The organism is Pseudomonas sp. MBLB4136 (assembly GCF_051904765.1).
In the GTDB taxonomy this organism is placed as follows: Bacteria; Pseudomonadota; Gammaproteobacteria; order Pseudomonadales; family Pseudomonadaceae; genus Aquipseudomonas.
Window position 1 is genome coordinate 3,608,347 of record NZ_CP196713.1, and the last position, 23,112, is coordinate 3,631,458.

Sequence of the window (23,112 nt, forward strand, 5' to 3'; positions counted from 1 at the left end):
GCATCTGGCCGTCACTCTACCCCCGCGCCCGGCAAATGCCTAGCACCCATGCGGGCGATCAGCGACCGCCTTCGCCCCTGGCGGGTGTCCGCCCGCGGCGCCGCGCGTTATACTGCCGCGCCTTTTTTAGCTCGGCTTTCGCCTTGAAAGCCTGCGCCGGGTCGTGGTCCGGCGCCCCTCGAAGTGCTTGCCCTAATAGGAGCGCCCCGCATGACCGTGATCAAGCAAGACGACCTGATCCAGAGCGTCGCCGACGCCCTGCAGTTCATCTCCTACTACCACCCCGTGGACTTCATCCAGGCCATGCACGAGGCCTACCTGAAGGAAGAGTCCCCGGCCGCGCGCGACTCCATGGCGCAGATCCTGATCAACTCGCGCATGTGCGCCACCGGCCACCGGCCGATCTGCCAGGACACCGGCATCGTCACCGTGTTCGTCCGCGTCGGCATGGACGTGCGCTGGGACGGCGCGACCATGAGCGTCGACGACATGATCAACGAGGGCGTGCGCCGCGCCTACAACCTGCCGGAGAACGTGCTGCGCGCCTCGATCCTCGCCGACCCGGCAGGTAGCCGCAAGAACACCAAGGACAACACCCCGGCGGTGATCCACTACTCCATCGTCCCCGGCGACAAGGTCGAGGTGGACGTCGCAGCCAAGGGCGGCGGCTCGGAGAACAAGTCGAAGATGGCCATGCTCAACCCGTCCGACTCGATCGTCGACTGGGTACTCAAGACCGTGCCAACCATGGGCGCCGGCTGGTGCCCGCCGGGCATGCTCGGTATCGGCATCGGCGGCACCGCGGAAAAAGCCGCGGTGATGGCCAAGGAAGTGCTGATGGAATCCATCGACATCCACGAGCTGAAGGCTCGCGGCCCGCAGAACAAGATCGAGGAACTGCGCCTGGAGCTGTTCGACAAGGTCAACCAGCTGGGCATCGGCGCCCAGGGCCTGGGCGGCCTGACCACGGTGCTCGACGTCAAGATCATGGACTACCCGACCCACGCCGCCTCGCTGCCGGTGTGCATGATCCCCAACTGCGCCGCGACCCGCCACGCCCACTTCGTCCTCGACGGCAGCGGCCCGGCCGAGCTGGAGGCGCCCTCGCTGGACGCCTACCCGGACATCGTCTGGGAAGCCGGCCCGAGCGCCCGCCGGGTCGACCTGGACAGCATCACCCCGGAAGAAGTGCAGAGCTGGAAGCCGGGCGAGACCATCCTGCTCAACGGCAAGATGCTCACCGGCCGCGACGCCGCGCACAAGCGCATGGTCGAGATGCTCAACAGGGGTGAAGAACTGCCGGTGGACCTCAAGGGCCGCTTCATCTATTACGTCGGCCCGGTCGACCCGGTCGGTGACGAAGTGGTCGGCCCGGCCGGCCCCACCACCGCCACGCGGATGGACAAATTCACCCGGCAGATCCTCGAAAGCACCGGCCTGCTCGGCATGATCGGCAAGTCCGAGCGCGGCCCGATCGCCATCGAGGCGATCAAGGACAACAAGGCCGTGTACCTGATGGCCGTCGGCGGCGCCGCCTACCTGGTGTCCCAGGCGATCAGGAAGTCCAAGGTGCTGGCCTTCGCCGAACTGGGCATGGAAGCGATCTACGAGTTCGAGGTCAAGGACATGCCGGTGACCGTGGCGGTCGATACCCAGGGCGAGTCGGTGCACATCACCGGCCCGGCGATCTGGAACAAGAAGATCGCCGAAAGCCTGGCGGTGGAAGTGAAGTAAGCGCCGCCCGGACCTGCCAGGATGCCCGGCCTTGTGCCGGGCATTTTGCTGTCTGCCGGGCCGGTTTCCTCCTGCACGCCAATGTCCACGAAGCGCACCCGGACATCATCGCCATGTGCCATGCCCACTCGGTCTAGGGCACGGCGTTCGCCGCCCTGGGCCGGCCGATCGAGCCGATCACCCAGGATGCCTGCGCATTCTTCGAGGACCACGTGATCATCGGCGACGAGGCCGGTGCCGTGGCCGTGGAAAACCACGCCGGCTCCAACGTGGCCAAGGCCTTCGCGGGGGTCAAGGCGGCCATCCACCAGAACCATGGCCTGCTCACCGCCAGCCGCCACAGCATCGAGGCGGCGGCCTTCTGGTTTATCGCCCTGGAACGTTGCTGCCAGCAGCAACTGATGATCAATGCGGGCGGCCTCAAGCCGACCTATGTAACCCCCGAGCGCGCACGCTACAGCCGCGAGCACGTGGGCAGCGAATACATCGGCTGGCTGCACTTCCAGCCCATCTGGGAGCAGTTGGTGCAGAACGAGCCGGATATGTTCGACTGATCTGCCCGGCCATCGGCGGCGGACCACGCTCTCCTGCCGCCGGTGCCGCCCCCCTTCGCAGCCGCCGGCGATAGTCGGCGCGCGCCTGCGGTCGGCGAAACTGGCACAATAGCGCCTCCGTTTTCCTGCTCGACTCGCCATGCCCCAGCTGACCACCGACCTCGACCTCGCCTGCGCCCGCCTGCGCGCCGGGCAATTGCTCGCCCTGCCCACCGAGACCGTCTACGGACTGGCCGCCGACGCCCGCAACCTGGCGGCGGTGGCGCAGGTGTTCGCGCTCAAGGGCCGGCCGAGCAGCAACCCGCTGATCGTGCACCTGGCCGCTGCCGCCCAGGCCGCGGACTGGGCCACGGACATCAGCCCCGCGGCCCGGCGGCTGATGGCGCGCTTCTGGCCCGGTCCGCTGACCCTGGTGCTGCCGGCGCGGCACGACGTGCCTCGCGAGATCACCGCCGGGCAGGACAGCGTGGCCCTGCGGGTTCCGGCTCACCCACTGGCGCGACAACTGCTCGAACGCTTCGGCGGCGCGCTGGTGGCGCCCTCGGCCAACCGCTACATGTCGATCAGCCCCACCAGCAGCGCCCACGTGCAGCAGCAGTTCGCCGACAGCGACCTGCTGATCCTCGAGGGCGGCGAGTGCCAGGTAGGGCTGGAGTCGACCATCGTCGGCCTGCTGCCCGGTGAGCCGCCACGACTGCTGCGCGAGGGCATGCTGGCGCCCGCCAGCATCGAGCAGGTGCTCGGAGAGGCCCTGCAGCGCGGAGTCGAGGGCAGCGTCCGCGCTCCCGGCCAACACCACCGTCACTACGCGCCGGGGACGCCGAGCTGGCGCTTTCACCAGGCACCGCCAGAGGAGGCCCTGGCCGACCCGCAATGCGGCTGGCTCTGGTGCGGTAACGCCCGGCCCAGCGCAGGCCCGGCGCTGGACCTCGGCGACAACCCGGATGAATACGCCCAGGGGCTCTACGCCGCGCTCTACCGCCTGGACAACCTGGGCCTGCAACGGCTGCTGATCCAGAGCCCACCGGCCCACGCAGCCTGGGCCGCCATCCACGACCGCCTGTCCCGCGCCAGCACGGCGCTGGACTGAGCCGAACCGCCCGCGCGGCAGCGGGCTAATCCCGCTGCAGGTAGTGCACGCTGAACAGCTGGCGCCGATCGGTCCATACCGCCAGCGCCCCGAAGCCCGCCTCGCCGGCCAATTCGACGAAGCCGTCCAGGCTGTACTTGTAGGAATTCTCGGTGTGCAGACTTTCCCCGGCGGCGAAGGCGAAGTGCTCATCCTCGATGCGCACCTCCTGGGCCCCGGGGCTGAGCAGATGCATTTCGATCCGCGCCTGCGCCTCGTTGAAGAACGCCCGGTGGACGAAGCGGCTCGGCTCGATGTCGCAGTCCAGTTCGCCGCGCAGGCGCTCGAGCAGGTTGAGGTTGAAGGCCGCGGTCACCCCGGCCTGGTCGTTGTAGGCCGCTTCCAGTATCTCGGTGTCCTTGACCAGGTCCACGCCGATCAGCAGACCGGCACCAGCGGGCAGCATCGCATGCAGGTTGCGCAGGAAGCCCCGCGCCTGCTGCGGGTCGAAATTGCCGATGCTCGAGCCCGGGAAGAACGCCAGGGGCTGCTCGCCCAGCGCTTCTTCCGGCAGGTTCAGGGGCCGACTGAAATCGGCGCAGGCCGCATGCACCTCGAGCCAGGGGTAGTCGGCCGCCAGGCGCCGGGCGCTGCTGAGCAGAAAGTCGCGGGAAATGTCGATGCCCAGGTAGCTGCTCGGATGCATGGCCTCCAGCAGCAGACGCACCTTGCGGCTGGCGCCGCTGCCCAGCTCCACCAGGTTGGCGTGATGACCGGCGATCTCGGCGATCTCACCTGCTGCCTCGCGCAGGATCAGCTCCTCGGTGCGCGTGGGGTAGTACTCCGGCTGCCGACAGATCTGCTCGAACAGCTCGGAACCGCGGCGGTCGTAGAAGAACTTCGGCGAGATGGCCTTGGGCGTGCGGGCGAACCCCAACAGGCTCTCCTCGCGCAACGAGTCGCTGGGGTCCTGGCGGTGCTGGTCGTGAAAGCGGATGGCCGTCGCCATGGTCATGCCTCTCTGGCCAGGCGCAGCCCGGAGAACTGCCAGCGCATGGCGGGGTAGAAGAAATTGCGGTAGCTGCTGCGCACATGGGCCTGCGGGGTGGCGCAACAGCCGCCGCGCAGCACCATCTGCCCGCACATGAACTTGCCGTTGTATTCGCCCAGGCTGCCGGCCAGGGCGCGGAATCCCGGATAGGGGCGATAGGCGCTGCCGGTCCACTCCCAGACATCGCCGAACAGTTGCGCCGGGCCCTCGCCCCCGGCCACGGCGGCCATCGGCTGCAGGCGGTCCTGCTCGACGAAGTTGCCCACCAGCGGCTCGCCCTGGGCGGCCAGCTCCCACTCGGCCTCGCTCGGCAGGCGTGCCCCGGCCCAGGCCGCGTAGGCTTCGGCCTCGTAATAGCTGAGATGACAGACCGGCGCATGGGGGTCCAGTTCGCGCAGGCCGCCCAGGGTCATTTCCAGCCACGCCCCACCCTCCTGCTTCCAGTACAGCGGCGCCTGCCAGCCAGCCTGCTGGGACAGGGTCCAGCCGTCGGCCAGCCAGCAGTCGCTGCGCGCATAGCCGCCAGCGGCGATGAACTCGGCGTATTCGGCATTGCTCACCGGTCGGCTGGCCAGTTCGTACGCCTCGACGAATACCCGGTGGCGCGGCCGCTCGCAGTCGAAGGCAAAATCCGCATCGGCGTCTCCGATATGGCCGATGCCGCCCGGGTAGCGAAGCCAGCGCATAGGCGCGGCCGGCGCGCTATCGCGGCCCAGGTCGCCGCGGTAGGCCGGCAGCAGCGGGTTCTGCGCGAGGATGTGCTTGATGTCCATCAGCAGCAGTTCCTGGTGCTGCTGTTCATGCTGCAGGCCCAGTTCGGTGCGGCGGATGACCTCGGCCTGCTGCCCGCTGGGCGGCCCTTCGAGCAGCGCGGCCATGGCCCGATCGACATGCTCGCGGTAGCGGTAGACCTCGGCCACGGTCGGCCGCGAGAGCAGACCGCGCCGGGCCCGGGGAAAGGGCGTGCCGTGGGTCTGGTAGTAGGAGTTGAACAGGTGGTCGTAGCGCTCATCCAGGGCCCGGTAGCCGGGCAGGAAAGGCCGCAGCAGGAAGGCCTCGAAGAACCAGCTGACATGGGCCAGGTGCCATTTCGGCGGACTCACGTCGGCCATGCTCTGCACGCCGAAATCCTCCACCGTCAGGGGCTGGCACAGGCGCTCGGACTGGGCGCGCACCTCGCGATAGCACATGAGCAGGCGTTGCGCTTCACCCTGGCGTGACTCGCCCTCCAGCGCGGGCTTGGGCATTGGCTCGGCTCCTGATTCGGCTGGCGCGGCAGGCCAGTGGGGGCGGATCGACTGATCGCGCGCCCCCTTGGCCTGTGCAGCGCGATACCCGTTAGCCTAGATGACCCGGCCGGCGAGGGGCGCAGACGCCGACGTAACGCAGCATCAGGCCACGGCCCGAGTGGCGTCGGCCGCTCAGGCGCCGCCGGGCAGGCTCGCGATGGAAGCGGCCAGGCGCTTCCTGGCCAGAGCCGTCAGCGCCGCGCCGGCCAGCTCCGGCCGGCCGCAGTTGAACGGCGGCTGAGGCGCATACTCGAGCTGCAACTGGACGGCCTTGGCTTCCTCCTCACCCCGGACCAGGGCCACCAGCGACAAGGCCAGGTCGATTCCAGCCGTGACCCCGCCGCCGGTGATGCGGTTGCGGTCCACCACCACCCGCCGCTCGTCGATCCGGGCGCCGAAGGCCGGCAGATAGTCGCGGTAGGCCCAGTGACTGGCCGCGCGATAGCCCTTGAGCAGACCGGCGGCGCCGAGCAGCAGCGAACCGGAGCAGACGCTGGTGACCCAACTGGCCTGGGCGCCCTGGCGCGCCAGCCAGGCGAGCACGTCGGCGTCGCGCATCAGCCCCTGCTGACCCGGACCACCGGGCACCAGCAGCATGTCCAGCGCGGGACATGAGTCGAAGGTGTCAGTGGGCAGCAGGCTGATGCCGGCGTCGCTGGGCACCGGCTCGTGGCGCTTCCAGACGAAATGCAGCGCGCTGTCGCTCATGGCCGCCAGCACCTGGGCGGGCCCGGTCAGATCCAGTTGGGTGAGGTGGGGATAGAGGAGGAATCCGATTCTGAAGGGCATGATCGCTGCTGGCTCCTGGGGCTGAGCGCGCACCACGGCGCTGGTGAAGCGCATTGTTCTTGTCGGCGAATCTGGCATCCATGACAATCTATTGCCGATTCCTGCCAAACAGCCGAAGGCCTGACGATGTCCAGCCCCTCCTCGACCAGTGCACTGGCAACAGCGCGACGCCAGGTCGCCCTAGTCGCCTTCCCCGGCGTGCAACTGCTGGACATCGCCGGCCCCGCCGATGTGTTCGAGATGGCCAACAGTTTCCACCTTGAGCCGGCCTACGAGGTGTTCAGCGTGTCGGCCCGGGGCGGCAATACGGCGACCACCAGCGGCATCGACATCGCCACCCGCGCGGCGACCGAAGTGGCGGCGGACCGCCTCGACACCCTGATCGTCGCCGGGGGCAACCAGCAGGGGTTGCTCGAGGCGATCGCCGACCCACCCCTGACCGCCTGGGTGCGACAGGCAGCCGGCAGCGCGCGCCGTTACGCCTCGGTCTGCTCGGGCGCCTTCGCCCTCGCCGAATGGGGCCTGCTCGACGGCCTGCGGGCCACGACCCACTGGGCGGCGGCCGAGCGCCTGCAGCGCCGCTACCCGCGCATCGAGGTGCAGCCGGATGCGATCTATGTACAGAACGGCCAGGTCTGGACGGCCGGAGGGGTCAGCTCGGGAATCGACATGTGCCTGGCGATGGTCGAGCAGGACCTCGGCCGGGTGGTGGCCGCCCGGGTCGCCAAGCAGCTGATCCTGCCGGTGCGCCGGATGGGCAACCAGTCGCAGTTTTCCTTGCTGCTGGAGAGTCAGTCGAGCCGCTACGGGCAGCTGATCGACTGGCTGCGCACGCACCTGAGGGAGCCCCTCAATGTCGAACGCCTGGCCGACCAGGTGGGGGAATCGCCGCGCAGCTTCTACCGCCACTTCCAGGCCGAGACCGGCCAGAGTCCGGCGGCGTTCGTCGAAACGCTGCGCCTGCAGGTCGCCCGTGAACAGCTCGAGGCCGGCGCCTCGGTCAAGGCCGCGGCGCGGGCCGCCGGCTTCACCTCGGATGAGCAGCTGTCGCGGGTATTCGCCCGCCGCTTCAGCATGACGCCGCTGCAGTACCGCCTGACCCACGGCTGGTAGCGGGGAGTGCCCGCCGCGCCTCAGACGTCGTCGAGGCGCGCGGCGGCGAACTGCTCCGGCCAGTCGCGGCGGGTGAACACCTGACCCTGCTCACGCACCCGGCGCACGCCATCCAAGTCCAGCTCACAGATCAGCCATTGGCTGCGCGACGGACAGAGCTCGGCGCTTTCGGCGAGCACGCCATTGGCCGGCAGGCCGTAATCCGAGGGTACGTAGAGCGCGGCGCGGCCGATATTCTCGTCCAGCGCCGGCGACCAGGGCGCCAGGCCCACGGTAGGCGCCTGCAGCACGGCAACCTGGTTCTCCAGGGCGCGCGCCTGGGCGCCGATGCGCACCCGGTAGAAGCCGGCCTCGGTGTCGGTGCAGCTGGGGGCGAGGATCAGGTCGGCGCCGGCCTCGGCCAGTTGCCGAGCGAGCATGGGGAACTCGTTGTCGTAGCAGATCAGGATGCCCAGGCGGCCCAGGGCGGTGTCGAACACGCGCAGGCCGGCGCCGGCGTCGATCTGCCACTGCTCGCGCTCGAAGCGGGTCATGATCAGCTTGTCCTGGCTGCCCAGGTTGCCCTCGGGGCCGAACAGCCAGGCACGGTTGCGGTAGCGACCGTCGGCGTCCAGCACCGGCAGCGAGCCGGGCTGCAGGTAGACGCCGAGGCGCCGCGCCAGGTCCTCGCAGAGCTGCAGCCAGGCCGGCAGCAGGGGCTGGATGCCGGCGATGGAGGCGTGCAGGTCGCCGCGCTGCGCCGCCGGCAGCTGGCCGCTGAGCACCAGTCCGGCGTATTCGGGCAACAGCAGCAGCCGGGCGCCCTGTCCCGCTGCCTCCTCGCACAGGGCGGTCAGGTGGGCCGCGTAGGCCTCCCAGCTCTCCAGCAGGTCGATGTGGTACTGGCAGGCGGCGAGCCTGATCACGGACGGATCTCCTTCAACCAGAACGACAGGGGCTTGGCCGACTCGGCACGCTCGTCCAGGTCCTGCCAGACGAACTCGGTGCGCAGTTCCGGATGGTGCTGATAGCCGCGTCTGCCCCAGAACTCGTTCAACGGCTGGTAGTCGGCGGGGCGCCTGGGGTGATCCCCGGGCCGCTCGACCGCGCAGAAGGCGCACCAGTCGAAGCGTCCGAGCCGCCGGGCGAAGCCTTCGCGCTTGGCGAAGAAGCCCACGCCCAGGCCCTGGCCGCGGTACTCCGGGAGCAACAGCGACTCGCCGAAGTAGAAGATTCGCTCGGTATCCCAGCCCTGCGCGGCGAAGGGCCGCTGGAACTCCTCGGTTTCATCGGTCAGCGGCAGGCCGGTGGAGGCGCCGACCACGCGCTCGTGATCGAGCACCAGCACGACCAGGCTGTCGGCCGATTGCGTGTAGGTCTGCAGGTACTCGGTCTCGTAGGCCAGAGAACCGTCGTAGAGATAGGGAAACTCGCGGAATACGGTGATACGCAGGCGGGCGAGGTCGTCGATATAGGGCGCGATGGCGGCGCCGTGCAGCACGCGGATGTCCATAGGAAGGTCGTTCCGTCGCAGGGAGGTGACGCAGGCGACTAAGCCGGCATGAGAGGCCGAAACTATCATGTCGACCCATTCCTACTTTCCCCATTGCGACTGGAGCATTGCCATGACCGCTACCGAACTCGTCCAGGCCTACTACGCCGCCTTCAACGCCGGCGACATGCCCGCCTTCCTCGCGCTGCTCGACGAGGACGTGGTGCACGACATCAACCAGGGCGAACGCCAGGTGGGCAAGGCCACCTTCGCCGCCTTCATGGACAAGATGAACCGCTGCTACCGCGAGCGCCTGAGCGATATCGTGGTGATGCAGAACGCCGACGGCAGCCGCGCCGCCGCCGAGTTCGTGGTCCACGGCGAATACCTGGCCGACGACGAAGGCCTGCCCCCGGCCCAGGGCCAGACCTACGAGCTGCCAGCCGGCGCCTTCTTCGAGATCAAGGACGGCAAGGTGGCGCGCATCAGCAACTACTACAACCTCAACGACTGGATCGCCCAGGTCGGCTGAGGCTCTCGATCGCCCAGCGTGGGCCTGGACGCCTGGCAACCGGCGCCCTACTGACGCTCGTGCAGGCCGCGCAGGTAGCGGTACAGCTTGCGCGCCGCCGCCAGCGGCAGGCGGATGCTGCCACTGTGCTCCTGCACGGCGTACTCGATACGACTGCGCACCATCCAGGCCGCGTAGAGGGTGAAGCCACAGGCCGAGTCCAGGTCATAGCGCTGCAGGGCGTGCGACAGGCCAAGGCTGCCTGCCTCGACCAGTCGAGGCAGGGCCAGGCCGCGGTCGACGCAGTCCTGGGCGAGGCACAGCACCAGCAGCCGATAGCGCTCGAGCAGAGCTGCACTGGCCCCACCCCGGTCGGCGCGGGCCAGTTCGATGAGACGCCGCTCCTCCTCGGGCCGAGGCCGCTCGTAGCCGATACTCTCGAGGTAATGCAGCACGGCCGTCGCCGTCGACGCACACTTCATCGGATCGCGATACGGCCAGGCCCGGACGCTGTCCCGGCGCTGCCGGCGTTCGTCACTGCGGTCGGACATCCTACGGTGCATGCAATCCCCCTGGAAAAGCCACCACTGGGGCAAGGCTAGGCCACACGCGCAGGAAAAGTGCTGACCCCGGTCAATGGCGCGCGGCTTTAGCCGACCGCCGCGACGAACGGTCGCTCATCGCCTAGCGCTCCGTAAACCTCGCCTCTAGAGGCTGATACGCGTCCCCAGCAGGCGAAGGAAGGCGGCCAGCCAGGTCGGGTGGGCCGGCCAGGCCGGGGCCGTGACCAGATTGCCCTGCACATGCACATGATCCACGGCGATATCCACATAGCTGCCGCCCGCCTGACGCACCTCCGGCGCGCATGCTGGAAAGGCGCTGCACTCGCGCCCCTCGAGCACCCCGGCCGCGGCCAGCAACTGGGCACCATGGCAGATGGCGGCGATCGGCTTGTCGGCCTTGGCGAAGGCCCGCACCAGCGCCAGCACGCGGGGGTTCAGGCGCAGGTATTCCGGCGCCCGGCCGCCGGGAATCAGCAGGGCGTCGTAGTGTTCGGCCTGCACCTCGGTGAAATCGAAGTTCAGGGCGAAGTTGTGCCCGGGCTTTTCGCTGTAGGTCTGCTCGCCTTCGAAGTCGTGAATCGCGGTGCGCACCGACTGCCCGGCGGTCTTGTCCGGGCAGACAGCATGGACGCTATGGCCGACCATCTGCAGTGCCTGGAACGGCACCATCACCTCGTAGTCCTCCACGTAGTCGCCGACCAGCATCAGAACTCTCTTCGCAGCCATTGGCTCTCTCCTGACCAAGGTTCTGGGCGAAAGGAATATCCGCCGCCTAAGAAGTAGACCGGCATTCGCGCCAATCTGCGTCAGCGACCATGGTCCGAAGCCGAACTGCGCGACGGCTGGCGGCGACAGCCCCAGCCACACCTGGGCCTAGCGGCGGCGATCGAGCAGGTTCACCGCCAGCCGGTCCAGCCAGCCCCACAGGCGCTGCTGCACGCGCTGCCACCAGGGCTGGGCCCGCCACAGCGCCAGGCTGATTTCCAGGCTCTCGGCGAAATCCGCCTGGAAGCAGGCCAGCACCTCATCGGTCAGCGCGGGATCGCGGGCCTCCAGGTTGGCGTCGAGGTTGAAGCGCAGGTTCCAGCGATCGAAATTGCAGGAGCCGACGCTGATCCAGTCGTCGACCAGCACCATCTTCAGGTGCAGAAAGCGCGGCTGGTATTCGAAGATGCGCACGCCGGCCTTGAGCAGCTTGGGGAAGTAGCGCTCGCCGGCGAAGCGCACCGGCGGATGGTCGCTGTGCCGGCCACTGGTCAGCAGGCACACCTCGACGCCACGGGCGGCGGCCTTGCGCAGCGCGCGGCGGACCTTCCAGGTCGGCAGGAAATAGGGCGTGGCCAGCCAGATGCGCCGCTGCGCGCCGCGCAAGGCGCGCACCAGGGCCTGTAGGATGTCCCGGTGCTGGCGCGCATCGGCATAGGCCACGCGCCCCCAGCCGTGACCTTCGGGCGGTGGCGAGGGCAGGCGTTTGACGCCCGGCAGGGACCGGCGGCGCCACACCTGGCGCCCGCTGAACGCTTGCCACTGATGCTCGAACAGCTGCCGCCAGTCCTGCACCAGGGGGCCGGCGATCTCCACCATCACCTCGTGCCAGAGGCTTTGTGCCTCTCCAGGGCGCCAGAATTCGTCCGTCGAACCGGTACCGCCGACGAACGCCCGCTCGCCGTCGACCAACAACAACTTGCGGTGATCGCGATAGAAGTTGCGCATGCCGCGCCGCCAGCGCAGCGGGTTGTACCAGTGCAACTGCACCCCGGCGACGCTGAGGCGCAGCCGGTCGGCCTGCTGCAAGGCCTGGCCGCCATAGCCATCGAACAGGCAGCGCACCTGCACACCGCGCTGCGCCGCGCCGCACAGCGCGTCCACCAGCGCATCGCTGCAGGCGCCGCTTTCGATCAGGTACAGCTCCAGTTCGACCAGTCGCTGCGCGGCGTCGATCGCCTCGAGCATGCGCGGAAAGAAGCTTGCGCCGTCGCACAGCAAGGCGAAGCGATTGCCGCTGCGCCAGGGAAAGATGGCCCCGGGCATCAGCGTGGCGGCATGGGCGATGGGTTGCAGCGCAACGGGGCGGGCGGTGTGCGCATAGATCCTCGGCAGGCAAGCGAAGCTGGCGCCACGATAGCCGTCCGCGCGGTGCCGAGCAAACCGCCGCGCCGGCGCTGCAGCTCGACGAGAGCGCATGCGCCTCGGCGATGGGCCCGGCAGCGCAACCCGGGGCGCCGCCTGTCGACTGCCGCCAGCTCTGGCGAAGGCCTGGCGACCCCGTCAGCCGACGGCCGCCAGGGCCTTGTGCAGCCGCTTGCTGCGCGCGGTCTCGGCGATTTCCAGCAGGCCCTTGTCGCGCTTCCACATCGCCGCCCAGTTCGCCGGCCCGGCGGCGCAGGCGGCGTCCAGGTCCGCCGACAGGGCGGCGAACTGGGCGAACAGGCCGCCCAGCAGCAGGTGGCTGGCCGGCGCCGTGGCGCTCAACCGGGACACTTCGGCACAGGCGGCGAGCAGGCCCAGCAGGCGCAACTGCAGGGCCTGCGGCCAGGCCGACTCGCGCCCCACGCCATGCAGCCAGGCACACACCGCGGTCAGCACGTGCAGGTCCTCGATGCTACGAAACGGTTTGACGTAGTCGTCCCAGCCGTCACCGGCCAGGCGCTGGCAGTGGGCGCCCTCCAGGTGCAAGCGGGCGTGGCCTATGTCCGGCATCATCGGCATGGGGCGCAGGGTTTCGATGCGCACGCCCGGCGCCCCGCTGTGCACCACCCCCAGGGCCAGGCGCGGCGCCTGACCCTGCTCTTCCTCGCGCGCGGCGACCAGGAGCCAGTCGGCGGCGTCGGCGGCGGTGACGAAATCCTTGCGCCCGCTGAGCGCCAGGCCACGCAGGCGCGTACCCATGTCCGCCGGGCGCACGCTGTTGTTCTCGGTCACGCACAGCGCCCCCAGGGAGCGCGGCGCCGAGGGCCAGAGCACGCGCAGGGCGCCCTGGTAGCCGGCGAGAAAGGCCAGCCCCGGGGTGGCGGACAGACGACCGCCGAGCAACGCCAGCTCGAAGGGCGAGGGATTGCCCAGCCGTTCCAGCAACGCCGCGTACCACTCGTCCAGGCTGGCGGCGGGCAGGCGGTCTTGGGGTTGCAGCAGGCGTTGCCAGGGCATGGACGGATTCCTCGACTGTTGATGGGGCCGCTGTCACACAAGCATCACCGAAGTTTCACCGAGGTGACACCACGGCTGCCTAGCCTGAGCTTGCCCAACAAGTTCGACCGGCCGCAAGAGCATAAAGCCGGCAAATATGGAGGCTTAGGCATGACCCATAACGCTCCTAACAGCGCGCGCCGCCTGCAGGCCGAGCGCCTGCTCGGCCCCGCCGCCCTGCGTGAAGCCCAGGCGTTGCGCTATCGCGTGTTCAGCAGCGAGTTCGATGCCAAGCTCAAGGGCGCCGAGCAGGGCCTGGACATGGATGACTACGATGGCCACTGCAGCCACATCGGCGTGCGCGACCTGACCAGCGGCGAGCTGGTGGCCACCACCCGCCTGCTCGACCACCGGGCCGCCGCCGGCCTCGGCCGCTTCTACAGCGAGGAGGAGTTCAGCCTGCACGGCCTGCCCAACCTCGAGGGCCCGGTGCTGGAGATCGGCCGCACCTGCGTGGACGCCGCCTACCGCAACGGCGCGACCATCGCCGTGCTCTGGGCCGAACTGGCCGAGGTGCTCAACCAGGGCGGCTACCGCTACCTGATGGGCTGCGCCAGCATCCCCATGCAGGACGGCGGCATCCAGGCCCAGGCGATCATGCAGCGCCTGCGCGAACGCCACCTGTGTACCGAACACCTGCGCGCCGAGCCGAAGACCCCGCTGCCGCCACTGGAGGTGCCGGGCAACGTCATCGCGCAGATGCCGCCGCTGCTCAAGGCCTATATGCGCCTGGGCGCGAAGATCTGCGGCGAGCCGTGCTGGGACCCGGACTTTCAGGTCGCCGACCTGTTCATCCTGCTCAAGCGCGACGAGCTCTGCCCGCGCTACGCCCGGCACTTCAAGGCCGCGGTCTGATCGCGCTTGCCAGGAACGCCGGCGCTGTGTAGACAGTGCCGGCGCGTCCCTGCCCGCCCTGGAGTCCCGATGAAGAAACTGCGTGTGTACTGGCGCCTGCTGCGCCTGGCGGCCGTGCTCGCCCTGGGCACCCTGCTGGCGGCCGGGCTGAGCCTGCTCGAGCGCCTGGTGCGCCACGACCTGATGGCCACCCGCCAACGCCTGAGCCGCTGGTTCCTCGCCCGCCTCGCCGGCGTCCTGCCGCTGCGCCTGCGGGTGACGGGGGAATTGCCGAACGAGCCGATGCTGTGGGTCAGCAACCATGTGTCCTGGACCGATATCCCGCTGCTCGGCGCGCTCGCCCCGCTGTCCTTCCTGTCCAAGGCCGAGGTGCGCGGCTGGCCGCTGGCCGGCTGGCTGGCGCACAAGGCTGGCACCCTGTTCATTCGCCGCGGCGCCGGCGACAGCGGCCTGCTCAACCAGCAGCTCGCTCGCCACCTGCGCCGCGGTCGCCATCTGCTGATCTTCCCGGAAGGCACCACCACTGACGGCCAGCAGGTGCGCACCTTCCACGGCCGCCTGCTGAGCAGTGCCATCGACACTGGCGTGGCCCTGCAGCCGCTGGCGATCCGCTACCGACGCGGCGGCGCGCTCTGCGCCATCGCGCCCTTTATCGGCGACGACGACATGCTCTCGCACCTGCTGCGCCTGCTCGAGAGCGAGGTGGCCGAGGTGGAGATCCAACTGCTCACGCCCATCGCCAGCCACGGGCTGAATCGCAACGAGCTGGCCCGCCGAGCCCAGGCGGCGGTGAGCGCCGCGCTGTCTGCCACGGCCGCCGCACCGTCCGCCCCGGTGGAGCAAAGCCAGGCCGCCTGAGCCGCGTCCGCTAGGTGCGCTGCTGGTCCTCGGCGAAGCGCCGCAGCTGTGGATAGAACAAGTGGAAGTCCTCAGTCAGCGGCACATACAGGCGCTCCAGCTCAACCATGGCACCGTCCAACCCCTCGGGCCGCGACAGGCGCCGCTGCATGGCGGCGAGCACCTGCTCCAACACGGCGAACTCGCTGTAGCTGCCCAACCAGTCCTGCGCAGCCATGCGTGGCGCGATCAGCGCCAGGCGACCGGGCAGCGCCGGCTCGGCGGCCAGCAGGCGGTAGACCCGGGCGGTGAACTGTTGCAGCGGTTGCTCGGCATAGTCCGCCCAGTGCAACGCCAGGCAGTGATCGAAGAACAGATCCAGGAGGATGCCGGCATAGCGCCGTCGCTCGGCCGGGAAGCGCGCCCGCGCGCGGGCCTGCAGCGGATGGCTGTCGGTGAAGGCGTCGATGCGCCGGTGCAGGCGGATCGCCGCCTCGATGTCCGCCGGCCACTGCCCGGCCAGCGGCCCCTTGACGAAGTCGCCATACAGGCTGCCGAGCAGTTGCGCCGGCGCGTCGCCGCCGAGATGCAGGTGTGCGAGGTAGTTCATCCGGCGAGCTTACCCCCTTCTCCACGCATCCGGCAGCCACCCCATCAGCCGAATCGATGCTCACTATCGCCGCAAACGAAGTGCAAATCGGATAATGTCGATATATATTTCGTTAATTCGCGATATAGCGATACAGCCACTCTTGGAACATCCGACTATGCCCATCGATATCGATGAAGTGATCAAGGCCCTGGCCCACCCGGTGCGCCGCGACATCCTGCACTGGCTAAAGACCCCAGAAGCCTATTTCGCCGATCAGGAAAACCCGCTGGAGCTGGGCGTGTGCGCCGGCAATATCGAACAGCGCACCGGCCTGGCGCAGTCGACGGTGTCGGCGCACCTGGCCACCCTGCAGCGAGCCGGTTTGGTGACCAGCAGGAAGGTCGGCCAGTGGCACTTCTTCAAACGCAACGAAGACTGCATCCAGGCCTTTCTACGGCATATCAGCCACGAGCTGTAGGCCGCGCCTGTCCCAACATTGCTTAGTCAAACCCTCGGCGCATGCCCCTGACGGAGGATCACCCATGCCTACGCTTTTCGACCCGATCAAGATCGGCGAGCTGGAACTCGCCAACCGCATCATCATGGCGCCGCTGACCCGCTGCCGCGCCGACGCCGGCCGTGTGCCCAACGCCCTGATGGCCGAGTACTACGTACAGCGCGCCTCGGCCGGGCTGATCATCAGCGAGGCCACCGCGGTCACGCCGATGGGCGTCGGCTATGCGGACACCCCCGGCATCTGGTCGGCCGAGCAGGTGCGCGGCTGGAGCAACATCACCAAGGCGGTGCACGCCCACGGCGGCAAGATCGTCCTGCAGCTGTGGCATGTCGGACGCATCTCCGATCCGGTCTACCTCAACGGCGAGCTTCCGGTGGCGCCCAGCGCCATCGCCGCCAAGGGCCACGTCAGCCTGCTGCGGCCGTTGCGCGAACACCCGGTGCCACGCGCCCTGGAGACCGAGGAAATCGCCGACATCGTCGAGGCCTATCGCCAGGGCGCGGAGAACGCCAAGGCCGCCGGCTTCGACGGCGTGGAAATCCACGGCGCCAACGGCTACCTGCTCGACCAGTTCCTCCAGGACAGCACCAACAAGCGCAACGACCGCTACGGCGGCTCCATCGAGAACCGCGCCCGCCTGCTACTAGAGGTGACCGACGCGGCCATCGAGGTCTGGGGCGCAGGCCGAGTCGGCGTGCACCTGGCACCACGAGGAGACTCCCAGGATATGGGCGACTCCAACCCCAAGGAGACCTTCACCTACGTCGCCCGCGAACTCGGCAAGCGCGGCATTGCCTTCATCTGCGCCCGCGAGAAGGAAGCCGACGACAGTCTGGCACCAAGCCTGAAACAGGCCTTCGGCGGCGTGTTCATCGCCAACGAGCGCTTCACCAAGGCCCAGTCCAACGCCTGGCTGGCGGAGGGCAAGGCCGACGCCGTGGCCTTCGGCATCCCCTTCATCGCCAACCCCGATCTGCCGGCGCGCCTGGAGCAGGATGCGCCGCTCAACGAGCCGCGACCGGACACCTTCTACGGTGGCGGGGCGGTTGGCTATATCGACTACCCACGACTGTAGGGCCGGTCGATTCGACGCCCACAAAAAAGCCCGCAGCGATGCGGGCTTTCTGTTGAGCGGCGGGCTTCAGCGCGCGTCGATCTGCGCCTGCAGGTTCTGGATCTGCGCCTGCAGGGTGCTGATGTGGCGGGTCATCTGCGCGCGGAAGGCATCGAACTCGGCGGTGTTGCTCTTCGGCGCCGGACGGTTCTCCAGGTCGCTCTTGAGCACCAGGATGTCCTGCTCCAGGCGGCCGATGGCCTGGCTCGGGTTGCCGATCTTCTTCAGCGCGGCCACCTCCTCATTCAGGCTCTTGAGCTGGCCTTCGAGCTTGCCCAGGCCGTTCTGCGCCCCCTTGAGCGCGGCCAGTTCGCTCTTCAACGCCGCCTGTGCGCCGCTCAGGCTTTTCAGCGACGCCTCGAACTGGCCGGTCGCGCCCTGCTGGCTCTTCAACGCAGTCGCCAGCTGCTCGATGCGCTTGTCACGATCGCCGGACTGGCCGGCGGCACCCTGCTGCTGCTTGCCCAGCTCGGCCAGCCTGGTTTCCAGCTGCTTGACCTGCAGTTTCAGCGCTTCGCTGCCGGTGGTGACCGTCGACTCGGTGGCCACCACCTTGCCGGAGATGTCCTGGATACGCCCGGCGGCGTCCTCGCTGATGCGCGCGAAACTTTCCTGAGTGGCCACCAGTTGCTGCTCCATCAGGCTGATCTGCTGGAAGCTCCACCAGCCGAGACCGCCCAGGGCGATGGTCAGGGCGCCGACCAGCGCCCATAGCGGCCCGGTGCTGGCGCCCTTGGCCGGGGCGGCAGCGGCGCGGCCATGGCCGGGTGCCCGCGCCGACGCGGGATAAGCGCTATCGAAATCATCGCGATCGCGCGAGTCGGGCGTCAGGCTGGGCACATCATCGAAATCGTCGTGAGCATCGTTACGCATGGGTAAACCTTCAAGAAACGCCGAGGGAGCGAAATGCCGCGCAGTATAACGTTTCACGCGTGGCGCTTCAGCGCTGCGCCAAGCCGGTGCGCCGTGCACCGTGTGCGGGCAGAGCAATGGCCCATCGACCCGCCAACAGGCGCCGAGTTCCGCTCCCGGTGAGCTGGTACGCACCTTGCTTGCACCTTGCCACCCGCTGCAAGGCTCGGGACGCTGCAGCGCCGAGCCAGGCGGAATCATCACAGGGGGGCCTATGGAACTGACCAAAGAAGTGCTGGACTGCATGACGACCTTGCGCCGCCGCCTGCGCGAGGAGCTGGCGCTGGACATCCGCCTGAGCCAGGCCGATTCGGTCGGCGCCATGCTCAGTGCCTGCCGCGCCTCGCGGGACGAACAGACCCGCCAGTTGGGCCAGTGCCTGGCGCGCTTCAGCGACCGCCCGTTCGAGCCGGCCGCCGGCACGCCGGCGTCGGCGAGCCCCGGTGGCGTGGCCGAGCGCCCGGCCCGCAGCGCCCAGCGCATCTATCGCGGTCAGCGCGTCAACGTCTGAGCGGACGTCAGCCCGGATGGTGGGCCCGCCACCACTGGCAGAATTCATCCAGCGCGGTCCACAGGCTGACCTGCGGGTCGTAGTCCAGGTACTCGCGCGCGCGGCCTATATCCAGGGTGAAGTCCCTGGCCATCATCGCCATCCCCAGGCGGAACAGGGTCGGCTCCGGGCGCCCGGGTAGCAGCCGGCAGACGCCCTCGTTCAACGCCGCCGCACCATAGGCCAGGGCGAAGGGCAGGTGGCGGGTCACCGGCGGCAGGTCGAGCCCGCGCAACACATAGTTGACCGCATCCCACAGCGGCACCGGCGCGCCGTTGCTGATGTTGTAGGCCTTGCCCAGGGCCGGGCCGGCCGCCAGCAGTGCGCTGAACAGGGCATCGTTGAGGTTGGCCATGCTGGTGAAGTCGACCTTGTTCAGGCCATTGCCGATGATCGCCAGGCGGCCCTTGCGCTGCATATTGATCAGCCGCGGAAAGATGCTGGTATCGCCGGCCCCGGTCACCGAGCGCGGGCGCAGCGCCAGCACCTCCAGGCCGAACTCCTGGGCCCCGAACACCTGCTGTTCGGCCAGATACTTGGTCCTGCCGTAGTGGTCGAAGAAGCGCTTGGGCAGCTGCTCTTCCCGGAGGCCCAGATGGGAGCGGCCGTCGAAATAGATGGACGGTGACGACAGGTGCACCAGACGGCGCACATGCTGTTTCAGGCATGCCTCGACAACATTTTCGGTGACCTGCACATTGGCCTGGTGAAAGTCCGCATAGCGACCCCACACGCCCACCGCGCCGGCGCAGTGCACCACCGCCTCGACGTCGCGGCACAGGCGCTGGGCCAGGGCCGCGTCGCCCAGGTCGCCCTGGACAAACTCGGCGCCGCGCTTGACCAAGTGTGCGACCGCTTCGGCCCGGCGTCCGTTGACCCGCACCTCGAGCCCCTGCTCCAGGGCAAAACGGGCGAAACGCCCGCCAATGAATCCGCTTGCCCCGGTAACCAGAATCTTCATCGCCCCATTTCCCCTGCATTGACCCCGTGGCGCACTCTAGCAGCGCCGCCGCCGGCACGCCCGGTCGACGCGCACACGCACCCGCGCCGCCGCCCTCAGGGCCGCGCGACTGAACCGGTGCCTGTACCTATTGCGTCTACGCTGTTAGCCATTGCCCGCAACAGGAGCCCGCGCATGGCCAAGCGACACTGGATGATCTACGGCGCCAACGGCTACACCGGCCGCCTGCTGGCCGAGGAGGCGCAGCGCCAGGGACTGACGCCGATACTGGCCGGCCGCAACCCGGCGGCGGTGCACGCCCTGGGCAGCCGGCTGGGCCTGGAGTGCCGGATCTTCGACTTGCAGCACCGCGAGCGGGCGCGCGAGGCGCTGGCCGACATCGCCGTGGTCGCCCACTGCGCAGGTCCCTTCTCGGCCACCAGCCTGCCGATGCTCCAGGCCTGCCTGGCCAGCCACACCCACTACCTGGACATCAGCGGCGAGATCGAGGTGTTCGAGACCGTCCACGGCTTCGACCACAAGGCCCGCGAGCTGGGCCTGGTGGTCTGCCCCGGGGCCGGCTTCGACGTGATTCCCAGCGATTGCCTGGCCGCCTGCCTGCACCGGGCGCTGCCCGATGCCAGCCACCTGGCGCTGGGTTTCGACAGCGCCAGCGGTCTGTCGCCGGGCACCGCCAAGACCGCCGTGGAAGGCCTGGGCCTCGGTGGCAAGGTGCGCCGCCAAGGCCTGATCACCGACGTGCCGCTCGGCTACAAGCGGCGCACCATCGACTTTGGCCGGGGCGCCAGGCCGGCCGTGACCATCCCCTGGGGTGACGTGGCGACCGCCTATTACTCCACCGGCATCGGCAATATCGAGGTGTACCTGCCGACGCCGGTGACCGTGGCCGTGGCCATGCGCCTGGCCGACCCGCTGCGCCCGCTGCTCGCGCGCCGGCGGGTGCAGGGCTGGCTCAAGGGCCTGGTCGACAAACGCGTACAGGGCCCCGATCAGAGCAGCCGCAATCGCAGCCGCACCTGGCTCTGGGGCGAGGTGCGCAACGCCGCCGGGGCGATCAAGCGCGGACGCCTGGAGACCGCCAACGGTTACGAGGTGACGGTGCACGGCATGCTCCTGGCCGTAGCCCACCTGCTCGCCTACGGCGGCCATGGCGGCTACCTCACCCCCTCGCAATTGCTCGGCGAGCGCTGCATCGAGCAGCTGCCCGGCTGCGGGAAAATCCTCATCGCCTGACCGCCAGGCGCGCGGGCGGCTGCGGTGCCTGGCCGGAGGCGCAGATGGCGGCCGCTACCCGGCGAGCGGCACCAGGCTGGCCCGCGTCGCCGTTTGCAGGTGGCGGGTCAGGCTCGCCAGCAACTCGCCACCGCTGCGCCAATGGTGCCAGTAGAGCGGCACGTCCAACGGCCGCCCGGGCAGGACTTCCACCAGGGCTGCCCTGGCCAGTTCGCCCTCGACCTGCAATTCCGGCACCAGCCCCCAGCCGAATCCGGCACACGCCAGGCGCACGAAACCCTCGGACGACGGGCAGAGGTGGTGGGCGAAGCCCCCCTCCACGCCGAGGGCGGCCAGGTAGCGGTGCTGCAGCAGGTCGTCAGGACCGAAGACGATGGCCGGCACCCGCGCCAGGCGCTGCGCCTCGACACCATGCGGAAAATGCCGGGCGATGAACGCCGGGCTGGCCAGGGCCCGGTAGCGCATGGCCCCTAAGGGCAAGGAGCGGGCGCCGGCGACCGGCCGCTCGGCGGCGCAGACACAGGCCGCCACCTCGCCGGCGCGCATGCGCTTGAGGCCCACCTCCTGATCCTCCACCACCAGGTCCAGCAGCACCCGCTGCTCGGCGCAGAACCCACTCACCGCGCCGGCCCACCAGGTCGCCAGGCTGTCGGCATTGAGGGCGATGCGCAGGCGCTCCGGCAACCCGCCCTCGTCCAGCGCCGGCACCTGGCCCTGCAGGTCCCGCTCGAGCAGGCGCACCTGCTGCACATGGTTGAGCAGGCGCCGACCGACATCCGTGGGGGTTGGCGGCGTGGCCCGCACCAGCACCGGCTGGCCGACCCGCGCCTCGAGCAGCTTGATCCGCTGAGACACCGCCGATTGCGACAGGCCCAGCACCTGGGCGGCGCGCTCGAAGCCAGCCTGCTCCACCACCGCAGCCAGGGCCGCCAACAGCTTGTAGTCGAACAAATCATTTCTCCTAATGAGTAATGAGCATTATTGGTTTTTCTTATACAGCCAGGCGCCACACACTGGCCACCTTCCCAGCCCATTGCCCGAGGAGCCCGCCATGTCCGGCGAAACCGATCTGTCCCGCCTGCTGCAGCACATGGAGCCGCAACTGAACCCGGGCCAGTACGTATTCTGCAGCCTGCCCCACGACGCCGACTGCCAGGGCCTGGAGCCGCTCGCCCGCATGCACGAGCGCGAAGGCCTGACCCTGGTGCTGCCCCGTGCCCAGGCCGATGCCCGCGGCCTGGGCTACGACTACGTCGCGGCCTGGATCACCCTGCACGTGCACTCCTCCCTGGCCGCGGTGGGCCTGACCGCTTCTTTCTCTGCAGCCCTGGCCCAGGCGGGGGTGAGCTGCAACGTGATCGCCGGCTACTACCACGACCACCTGTTCGTGCCCATCGAGCGAGCCGAGCGCGCCCTGTCCACCCTCCGCGCCCTGGCGGCCGCGGCGACTCCGGAGTGACGGCCATGTGGCAGAGCTACAGCAACGGACTGCTGGTCGCCATCGGCCTGATCATGGCGATAGGCGCGCAGAACGCGTTCGTGCTGGCCCAGGGCCTGCGCCGCGAACATCACCTGCCGGTCGCCCTGCTGTGCATCCTGTGCGACGCCGTACTGGTCAGCGCCGGGGTCTTCGGCCTGGCCAGCCTGCTGAGCCAGAGCCCGCTGCTGCTGGGCATCGCACGCTGGGGTGGCGCGCTGTTCCTGCTCTATTACGCCAGCCAGGCGCTACGACGCGCCTGGCGTCCGCAGGCTCTGAGCGAGACCGAAGCGGCGCCACGTTCGCGGCGCGCCGTGCTGCTGACGGCCCTGGCGGTGACCCTGCTCAACCCCCACGTCTACCTGGATACCGTGCTGCTGATCGGCTCGCTCGGCGCCCAGCAGCCGGTTCCCGGCGCCTATGCCCTCGGCGCCGCCAGCGCCTCGCTGCTCTGGTTCATCGGCCTGGCCCTGGGCGCGGCCTGGCTCGCACCCTGGCTGGCGCGGCCGAACACCTGGCGGCTGATCGACCTGGCCGTGGCGACGATGATGCTGGTCATCGCCCTGCAGCTGCTGCTGGGCCGCTGAGCCGACGGCCCAGGGCCCTGGCACCGGTTTTTCCCACACAGTTGTTGCGTGGTTAAGCCTTGCCCCCGGTGCTATGATCCCGGGTCTGCGGCGCCAAGGAATAGAAATTCCCGCCGCTTGTCCGGCCGCCCGTGAACGGCCTCGCGC

At 69.1% G+C, this 23,112-nt stretch carries 26 protein-coding genes; 13 read left to right on the top strand and 13 right to left on the bottom strand.

Annotated elements, in window-relative coordinates; genetic code table 11:
• Window positions 1-210: 210 nt before the first annotated feature.
• From ACSX1D_RS16365 to ACSX1D_RS16375, 3 genes are all read left to right on the top strand, one after another.
• A complete protein-coding gene (locus tag ACSX1D_RS16365) occupies window positions 211-1,734 on the top strand; it encodes a fumarate hydratase (RefSeq protein WP_439859514.1) in 1,524 nt (507 codons plus the stop codon).
• Between the two features lie 176 nt (window positions 1,735-1,910).
• Window positions 1,911-2,288 carry a class II aldolase/adducin family protein gene (locus tag ACSX1D_RS16370; protein WP_439862348.1) on the top strand — a complete coding sequence of 126 codons (378 nt, stop codon included), beginning with the start codon at window positions 1,911-1,913 and terminating at the stop codon, window positions 2,286-2,288.
• A gap of 139 nt (window positions 2,289-2,427) precedes the next feature.
• Window positions 2,428-3,378 carry an L-threonylcarbamoyladenylate synthase gene (locus ACSX1D_RS16375; protein WP_439859515.1) on the top strand — a complete coding sequence of 317 codons (951 nt, stop codon included), beginning with the start codon at window positions 2,428-2,430 and terminating at the stop codon, window positions 3,376-3,378.
• Window positions 3,379-3,403: 25 nt separating this feature from the next.
• On the opposite strand, the gene egtD is transcribed toward ACSX1D_RS16375, so the two are convergent.
• The 3 genes from egtD to ACSX1D_RS16390 form a co-directional block, all read right to left on the bottom strand.
• The gene (egtD, locus tag ACSX1D_RS16380) at window positions 3,404-4,366 is read right to left on the bottom strand and encodes an L-histidine N(alpha)-methyltransferase (RefSeq protein WP_439859516.1); all 963 of its coding nucleotides are present in this window, start codon (window positions 4,364-4,366) and stop codon (window positions 3,404-3,406) included.
• A gap of 2 nt (window positions 4,367-4,368) precedes the next feature.
• Window positions 4,369-5,655, bottom strand: coding sequence for an ergothioneine biosynthesis protein EgtB (gene egtB, locus ACSX1D_RS16385; protein WP_439859517.1), 1,287 nt, complete (start codon window positions 5,653-5,655; stop codon window positions 4,369-4,371).
• 174 nt (window positions 5,656-5,829) lie between these two features.
• On the bottom strand, window positions 5,830-6,486 hold the full coding sequence (locus ACSX1D_RS16390) for a DJ-1/PfpI family protein (protein ID WP_439859518.1): 657 nt from the start codon (window positions 6,484-6,486) through the stop codon (window positions 5,830-5,832).
• Window positions 6,487-6,612: 126 nt separating this feature from the next.
• Here ACSX1D_RS16390 and ACSX1D_RS16395 point away from each other — a divergent pair, with 126 nt between their 5' ends.
• The gene (locus ACSX1D_RS16395; RefSeq protein WP_439859519.1) at window positions 6,613-7,599 is read left to right on the top strand and encodes a GlxA family transcriptional regulator; all 987 of its coding nucleotides are present in this window, start codon (window positions 6,613-6,615) and stop codon (window positions 7,597-7,599) included.
• Between the two features lie 20 nt (window positions 7,600-7,619).
• Here ACSX1D_RS16395 and ACSX1D_RS16400 read toward each other — a convergent pair whose 3' ends face one another.
• Together ACSX1D_RS16400 and ACSX1D_RS16405 are read right to left on the bottom strand one after the other, a co-directional pair.
• Window positions 7,620-8,504 carry a carbon-nitrogen hydrolase family protein gene (locus tag ACSX1D_RS16400; protein ID WP_439859520.1) on the bottom strand — a complete coding sequence of 295 codons (885 nt, stop codon included), beginning with the start codon at window positions 8,502-8,504 and terminating at the stop codon, window positions 7,620-7,622.
• Window positions 8,501-9,091: a GNAT family N-acetyltransferase gene (locus tag ACSX1D_RS16405; protein WP_439859521.1), complete on the bottom strand. Its 591-nt coding sequence runs from the start codon at window positions 9,089-9,091 to the stop codon at window positions 8,501-8,503. Before ACSX1D_RS16405 ends, ACSX1D_RS16400 begins: the two co-directional genes overlap by 4 nt.
• A 112-nt stretch (window positions 9,092-9,203) precedes the next feature.
• Between ACSX1D_RS16405 and ACSX1D_RS16410 the strand changes: the two genes are divergently transcribed.
• Window positions 9,204-9,602 carry a nuclear transport factor 2 family protein gene (locus ACSX1D_RS16410; protein WP_439859522.1) on the top strand — a complete coding sequence of 133 codons (399 nt, stop codon included), beginning with the start codon at window positions 9,204-9,206 and terminating at the stop codon, window positions 9,600-9,602.
• A 47-nt stretch (window positions 9,603-9,649) separates the two neighbouring features.
• On the opposite strand, the gene ACSX1D_RS16415 is transcribed toward ACSX1D_RS16410, so the two are convergent.
• The 4 genes from ACSX1D_RS16415 to ACSX1D_RS16430 all read right to left on the bottom strand — a co-directional run bounded on the left by ACSX1D_RS16415 (window position 9,650) and on the right by ACSX1D_RS16430 (window position 13,291).
• A complete protein-coding gene (locus ACSX1D_RS16415) occupies window positions 9,650-10,144 on the bottom strand; it encodes a hypothetical protein (RefSeq protein WP_439859523.1) in 495 nt (164 codons plus the stop codon).
• A 144-nt stretch (window positions 10,145-10,288) separates the two neighbouring features.
• Complete coding sequence (locus ACSX1D_RS16420) at window positions 10,289-10,870, bottom strand: DJ-1/PfpI family protein (RefSeq protein WP_439859524.1); 582 nt, start codon at window positions 10,868-10,870, stop codon at window positions 10,289-10,291.
• A 147-nt stretch (window positions 10,871-11,017) separates the two neighbouring features.
• Complete coding sequence (locus ACSX1D_RS16425) at window positions 11,018-12,175, bottom strand: phospholipase D-like domain-containing protein (RefSeq protein WP_439862349.1); 1,158 nt, start codon at window positions 12,173-12,175, stop codon at window positions 11,018-11,020.
• Window positions 12,176-12,412: 237 nt separating this feature from the next.
• Window positions 12,413-13,291 carry an acyl-CoA dehydrogenase gene (locus tag ACSX1D_RS16430; protein WP_439859525.1) on the bottom strand — a complete coding sequence of 293 codons (879 nt, stop codon included), beginning with the start codon at window positions 13,289-13,291 and terminating at the stop codon, window positions 12,413-12,415.
• Between the two features lie 150 nt (window positions 13,292-13,441).
• On the opposite strand from ACSX1D_RS16430, the gene olsB reads away from it, so the two are divergent.
• Together olsB and ACSX1D_RS16440 are read left to right on the top strand one after the other, a co-directional pair.
• Complete coding sequence (olsB, locus tag ACSX1D_RS16435) at window positions 13,442-14,185, top strand: L-ornithine N(alpha)-acyltransferase (RefSeq protein WP_439859526.1); 744 nt, start codon at window positions 13,442-13,444, stop codon at window positions 14,183-14,185.
• Between the two features lie 69 nt (window positions 14,186-14,254).
• The gene (locus ACSX1D_RS16440; RefSeq protein WP_439859527.1) at window positions 14,255-15,043 is read left to right on the top strand and encodes a lysophospholipid acyltransferase family protein; all 789 of its coding nucleotides are present in this window, start codon (window positions 14,255-14,257) and stop codon (window positions 15,041-15,043) included.
• A 10-nt stretch (window positions 15,044-15,053) separates the two neighbouring features.
• Here the strand turns inward: ACSX1D_RS16440 and ACSX1D_RS16445 are convergent, their stop codons facing one another.
• Window positions 15,054-15,632, bottom strand: coding sequence for an ACP phosphodiesterase (locus ACSX1D_RS16445; protein ID WP_439859528.1), 579 nt, complete (start codon window positions 15,630-15,632; stop codon window positions 15,054-15,056).
• 157 nt (window positions 15,633-15,789) lie between these two features.
• Here ACSX1D_RS16445 and ACSX1D_RS16450 point away from each other — a divergent pair, with 157 nt between their 5' ends.
• A complete protein-coding gene (locus tag ACSX1D_RS16450; protein WP_439859529.1) occupies window positions 15,790-16,092 on the top strand; it encodes an ArsR/SmtB family transcription factor in 303 nt (100 codons plus the stop codon).
• Window positions 16,093-16,156: 64 nt separating this feature from the next.
• Complete coding sequence (locus ACSX1D_RS16455) at window positions 16,157-17,206, top strand: alkene reductase (protein WP_439859530.1); 1,050 nt, start codon at window positions 16,157-16,159, stop codon at window positions 17,204-17,206.
• A 66-nt stretch (window positions 17,207-17,272) separates the two neighbouring features.
• On the opposite strand, the gene ACSX1D_RS16460 is transcribed toward ACSX1D_RS16455, so the two are convergent.
• Window positions 17,273-18,118, bottom strand: coding sequence for an ATPase (locus ACSX1D_RS16460; protein ID WP_439859531.1), 846 nt, complete (start codon window positions 18,116-18,118; stop codon window positions 17,273-17,275).
• A gap of 253 nt (window positions 18,119-18,371) precedes the next feature.
• Here ACSX1D_RS16460 and ACSX1D_RS16465 point away from each other — a divergent pair, with 253 nt between their 5' ends.
• Entirely contained in the window at window positions 18,372-18,668 is a 297-nt protein-coding gene (locus ACSX1D_RS16465; protein ID WP_439859532.1) for a hypothetical protein, read from the top strand.
• A gap of 7 nt (window positions 18,669-18,675) precedes the next feature.
• On the opposite strand, the gene ACSX1D_RS16470 is transcribed toward ACSX1D_RS16465, so the two are convergent.
• On the bottom strand, window positions 18,676-19,668 hold the full coding sequence (locus ACSX1D_RS16470; RefSeq protein WP_439859533.1) for an NAD-dependent epimerase/dehydratase family protein: 993 nt from the start codon (window positions 19,666-19,668) through the stop codon (window positions 18,676-18,678).
• A gap of 174 nt (window positions 19,669-19,842) precedes the next feature.
• On the opposite strand from ACSX1D_RS16470, the gene ACSX1D_RS16475 reads away from it, so the two are divergent.
• Window positions 19,843-20,901 (top strand): saccharopine dehydrogenase family protein, encoded by a 1,059-nt coding sequence (locus ACSX1D_RS16475; protein ID WP_439859534.1) that lies wholly within the window; start codon window positions 19,843-19,845, stop codon window positions 20,899-20,901.
• Window positions 20,902-20,955: 54 nt separating this feature from the next.
• Here ACSX1D_RS16475 and ACSX1D_RS16480 read toward each other — a convergent pair whose 3' ends face one another.
• The gene (locus ACSX1D_RS16480) at window positions 20,956-21,852 is read right to left on the bottom strand and encodes a LysR family transcriptional regulator ArgP (protein WP_439859535.1); all 897 of its coding nucleotides are present in this window, start codon (window positions 21,850-21,852) and stop codon (window positions 20,956-20,958) included.
• Between the two features lie 100 nt (window positions 21,853-21,952).
• Here ACSX1D_RS16480 and ACSX1D_RS16485 point away from each other — a divergent pair, with 100 nt between their 5' ends.
• Window positions 21,953-22,360 carry an ACT domain-containing protein gene (locus ACSX1D_RS16485; protein ID WP_439859536.1) on the top strand — a complete coding sequence of 136 codons (408 nt, stop codon included), beginning with the start codon at window positions 21,953-21,955 and terminating at the stop codon, window positions 22,358-22,360.
• 5 nt (window positions 22,361-22,365) lie between these two features.
• Complete coding sequence (locus tag ACSX1D_RS16490) at window positions 22,366-22,965, top strand: LysE/ArgO family amino acid transporter (protein ID WP_439859537.1); 600 nt, start codon at window positions 22,366-22,368, stop codon at window positions 22,963-22,965.
• Window positions 22,966-23,112 lie beyond the last annotated feature (147 nt).

Excerpts from the sequence above, each read along its gene's own strand:
- ACSX1D_RS16485 (WP_439859536.1), top strand. The coding sequence starts at position 21,953 with ATGTCCGGCGAAACCGATCTGTCCCGCCTGCTGCAGCACATGGAGCCG.
- egtB (WP_439859517.1), bottom strand. The coding sequence starts at position 5,655 with ATGCCCAAGCCCGCGCTGGAGGGCGAGTCACGCCAGGGTGAAGCGCAA.
- ACSX1D_RS16425 (WP_439862349.1), bottom strand. The coding sequence starts at position 12,175 with ATGCCCGGGGCCATCTTTCCCTGGCGCAGCGGCAATCGCTTCGCCTTG.
- ACSX1D_RS16440 (WP_439859527.1), top strand. The coding sequence starts at position 14,255 with ATGAAGAAACTGCGTGTGTACTGGCGCCTGCTGCGCCTGGCGGCCGTG.
- ACSX1D_RS16455 (WP_439859530.1), top strand. The coding sequence starts at position 16,157 with ATGCCTACGCTTTTCGACCCGATCAAGATCGGCGAGCTGGAACTCGCC.
- ACSX1D_RS16410 (WP_439859522.1), top strand. The coding sequence starts at position 9,204 with ATGACCGCTACCGAACTCGTCCAGGCCTACTACGCCGCCTTCAACGCC.
- ACSX1D_RS16470 (WP_439859533.1), bottom strand. The coding sequence starts at position 19,668 with ATGAAGATTCTGGTTACCGGGGCAAGCGGATTCATTGGCGGGCGTTTC.
- olsB (WP_439859526.1), top strand. The coding sequence starts at position 13,442 with ATGACCCATAACGCTCCTAACAGCGCGCGCCGCCTGCAGGCCGAGCGC.
- ACSX1D_RS16365 (WP_439859514.1), top strand. The coding sequence starts at position 211 with ATGACCGTGATCAAGCAAGACGACCTGATCCAGAGCGTCGCCGACGCC.
- ACSX1D_RS16395 (WP_439859519.1), top strand. The coding sequence starts at position 6,613 with ATGTCCAGCCCCTCCTCGACCAGTGCACTGGCAACAGCGCGACGCCAG.
- ACSX1D_RS16415 (WP_439859523.1), bottom strand. The coding sequence starts at position 10,144 with ATGCACCGTAGGATGTCCGACCGCAGTGACGAACGCCGGCAGCGCCGG.
- ACSX1D_RS16405 (WP_439859521.1), bottom strand. The coding sequence starts at position 9,091 with ATGGACATCCGCGTGCTGCACGGCGCCGCCATCGCGCCCTATATCGAC.
- ACSX1D_RS16420 (WP_439859524.1), bottom strand. The coding sequence starts at position 10,870 with ATGGCTGCGAAGAGAGTTCTGATGCTGGTCGGCGACTACGTGGAGGAC.
- ACSX1D_RS16430 (WP_439859525.1), bottom strand. The coding sequence starts at position 13,291 with ATGCCCTGGCAACGCCTGCTGCAACCCCAAGACCGCCTGCCCGCCGCC.
- ACSX1D_RS16475 (WP_439859534.1), top strand. The coding sequence starts at position 19,843 with ATGGCCAAGCGACACTGGATGATCTACGGCGCCAACGGCTACACCGGC.
- ACSX1D_RS16450 (WP_439859529.1), top strand. The coding sequence starts at position 15,790 with ATGCCCATCGATATCGATGAAGTGATCAAGGCCCTGGCCCACCCGGTG.
- ACSX1D_RS16490 (WP_439859537.1), top strand. The coding sequence starts at position 22,366 with ATGTGGCAGAGCTACAGCAACGGACTGCTGGTCGCCATCGGCCTGATC.
- ACSX1D_RS16465 (WP_439859532.1), top strand. The coding sequence starts at position 18,372 with ATGGAACTGACCAAAGAAGTGCTGGACTGCATGACGACCTTGCGCCGC.
- egtD (WP_439859516.1), bottom strand. The coding sequence starts at position 4,366 with ATGGCGACGGCCATCCGCTTTCACGACCAGCACCGCCAGGACCCCAGC.
- ACSX1D_RS16375 (WP_439859515.1), top strand. The coding sequence starts at position 2,428 with ATGCCCCAGCTGACCACCGACCTCGACCTCGCCTGCGCCCGCCTGCGC.
- ACSX1D_RS16445 (WP_439859528.1), bottom strand. The coding sequence starts at position 15,632 with ATGAACTACCTCGCACACCTGCATCTCGGCGGCGACGCGCCGGCGCAA.
- ACSX1D_RS16460 (WP_439859531.1), bottom strand. The coding sequence starts at position 18,118 with ATGCGTAACGATGCTCACGACGATTTCGATGATGTGCCCAGCCTGACG.
- ACSX1D_RS16390 (WP_439859518.1), bottom strand. The coding sequence starts at position 6,486 with ATGCCCTTCAGAATCGGATTCCTCCTCTATCCCCACCTCACCCAACTG.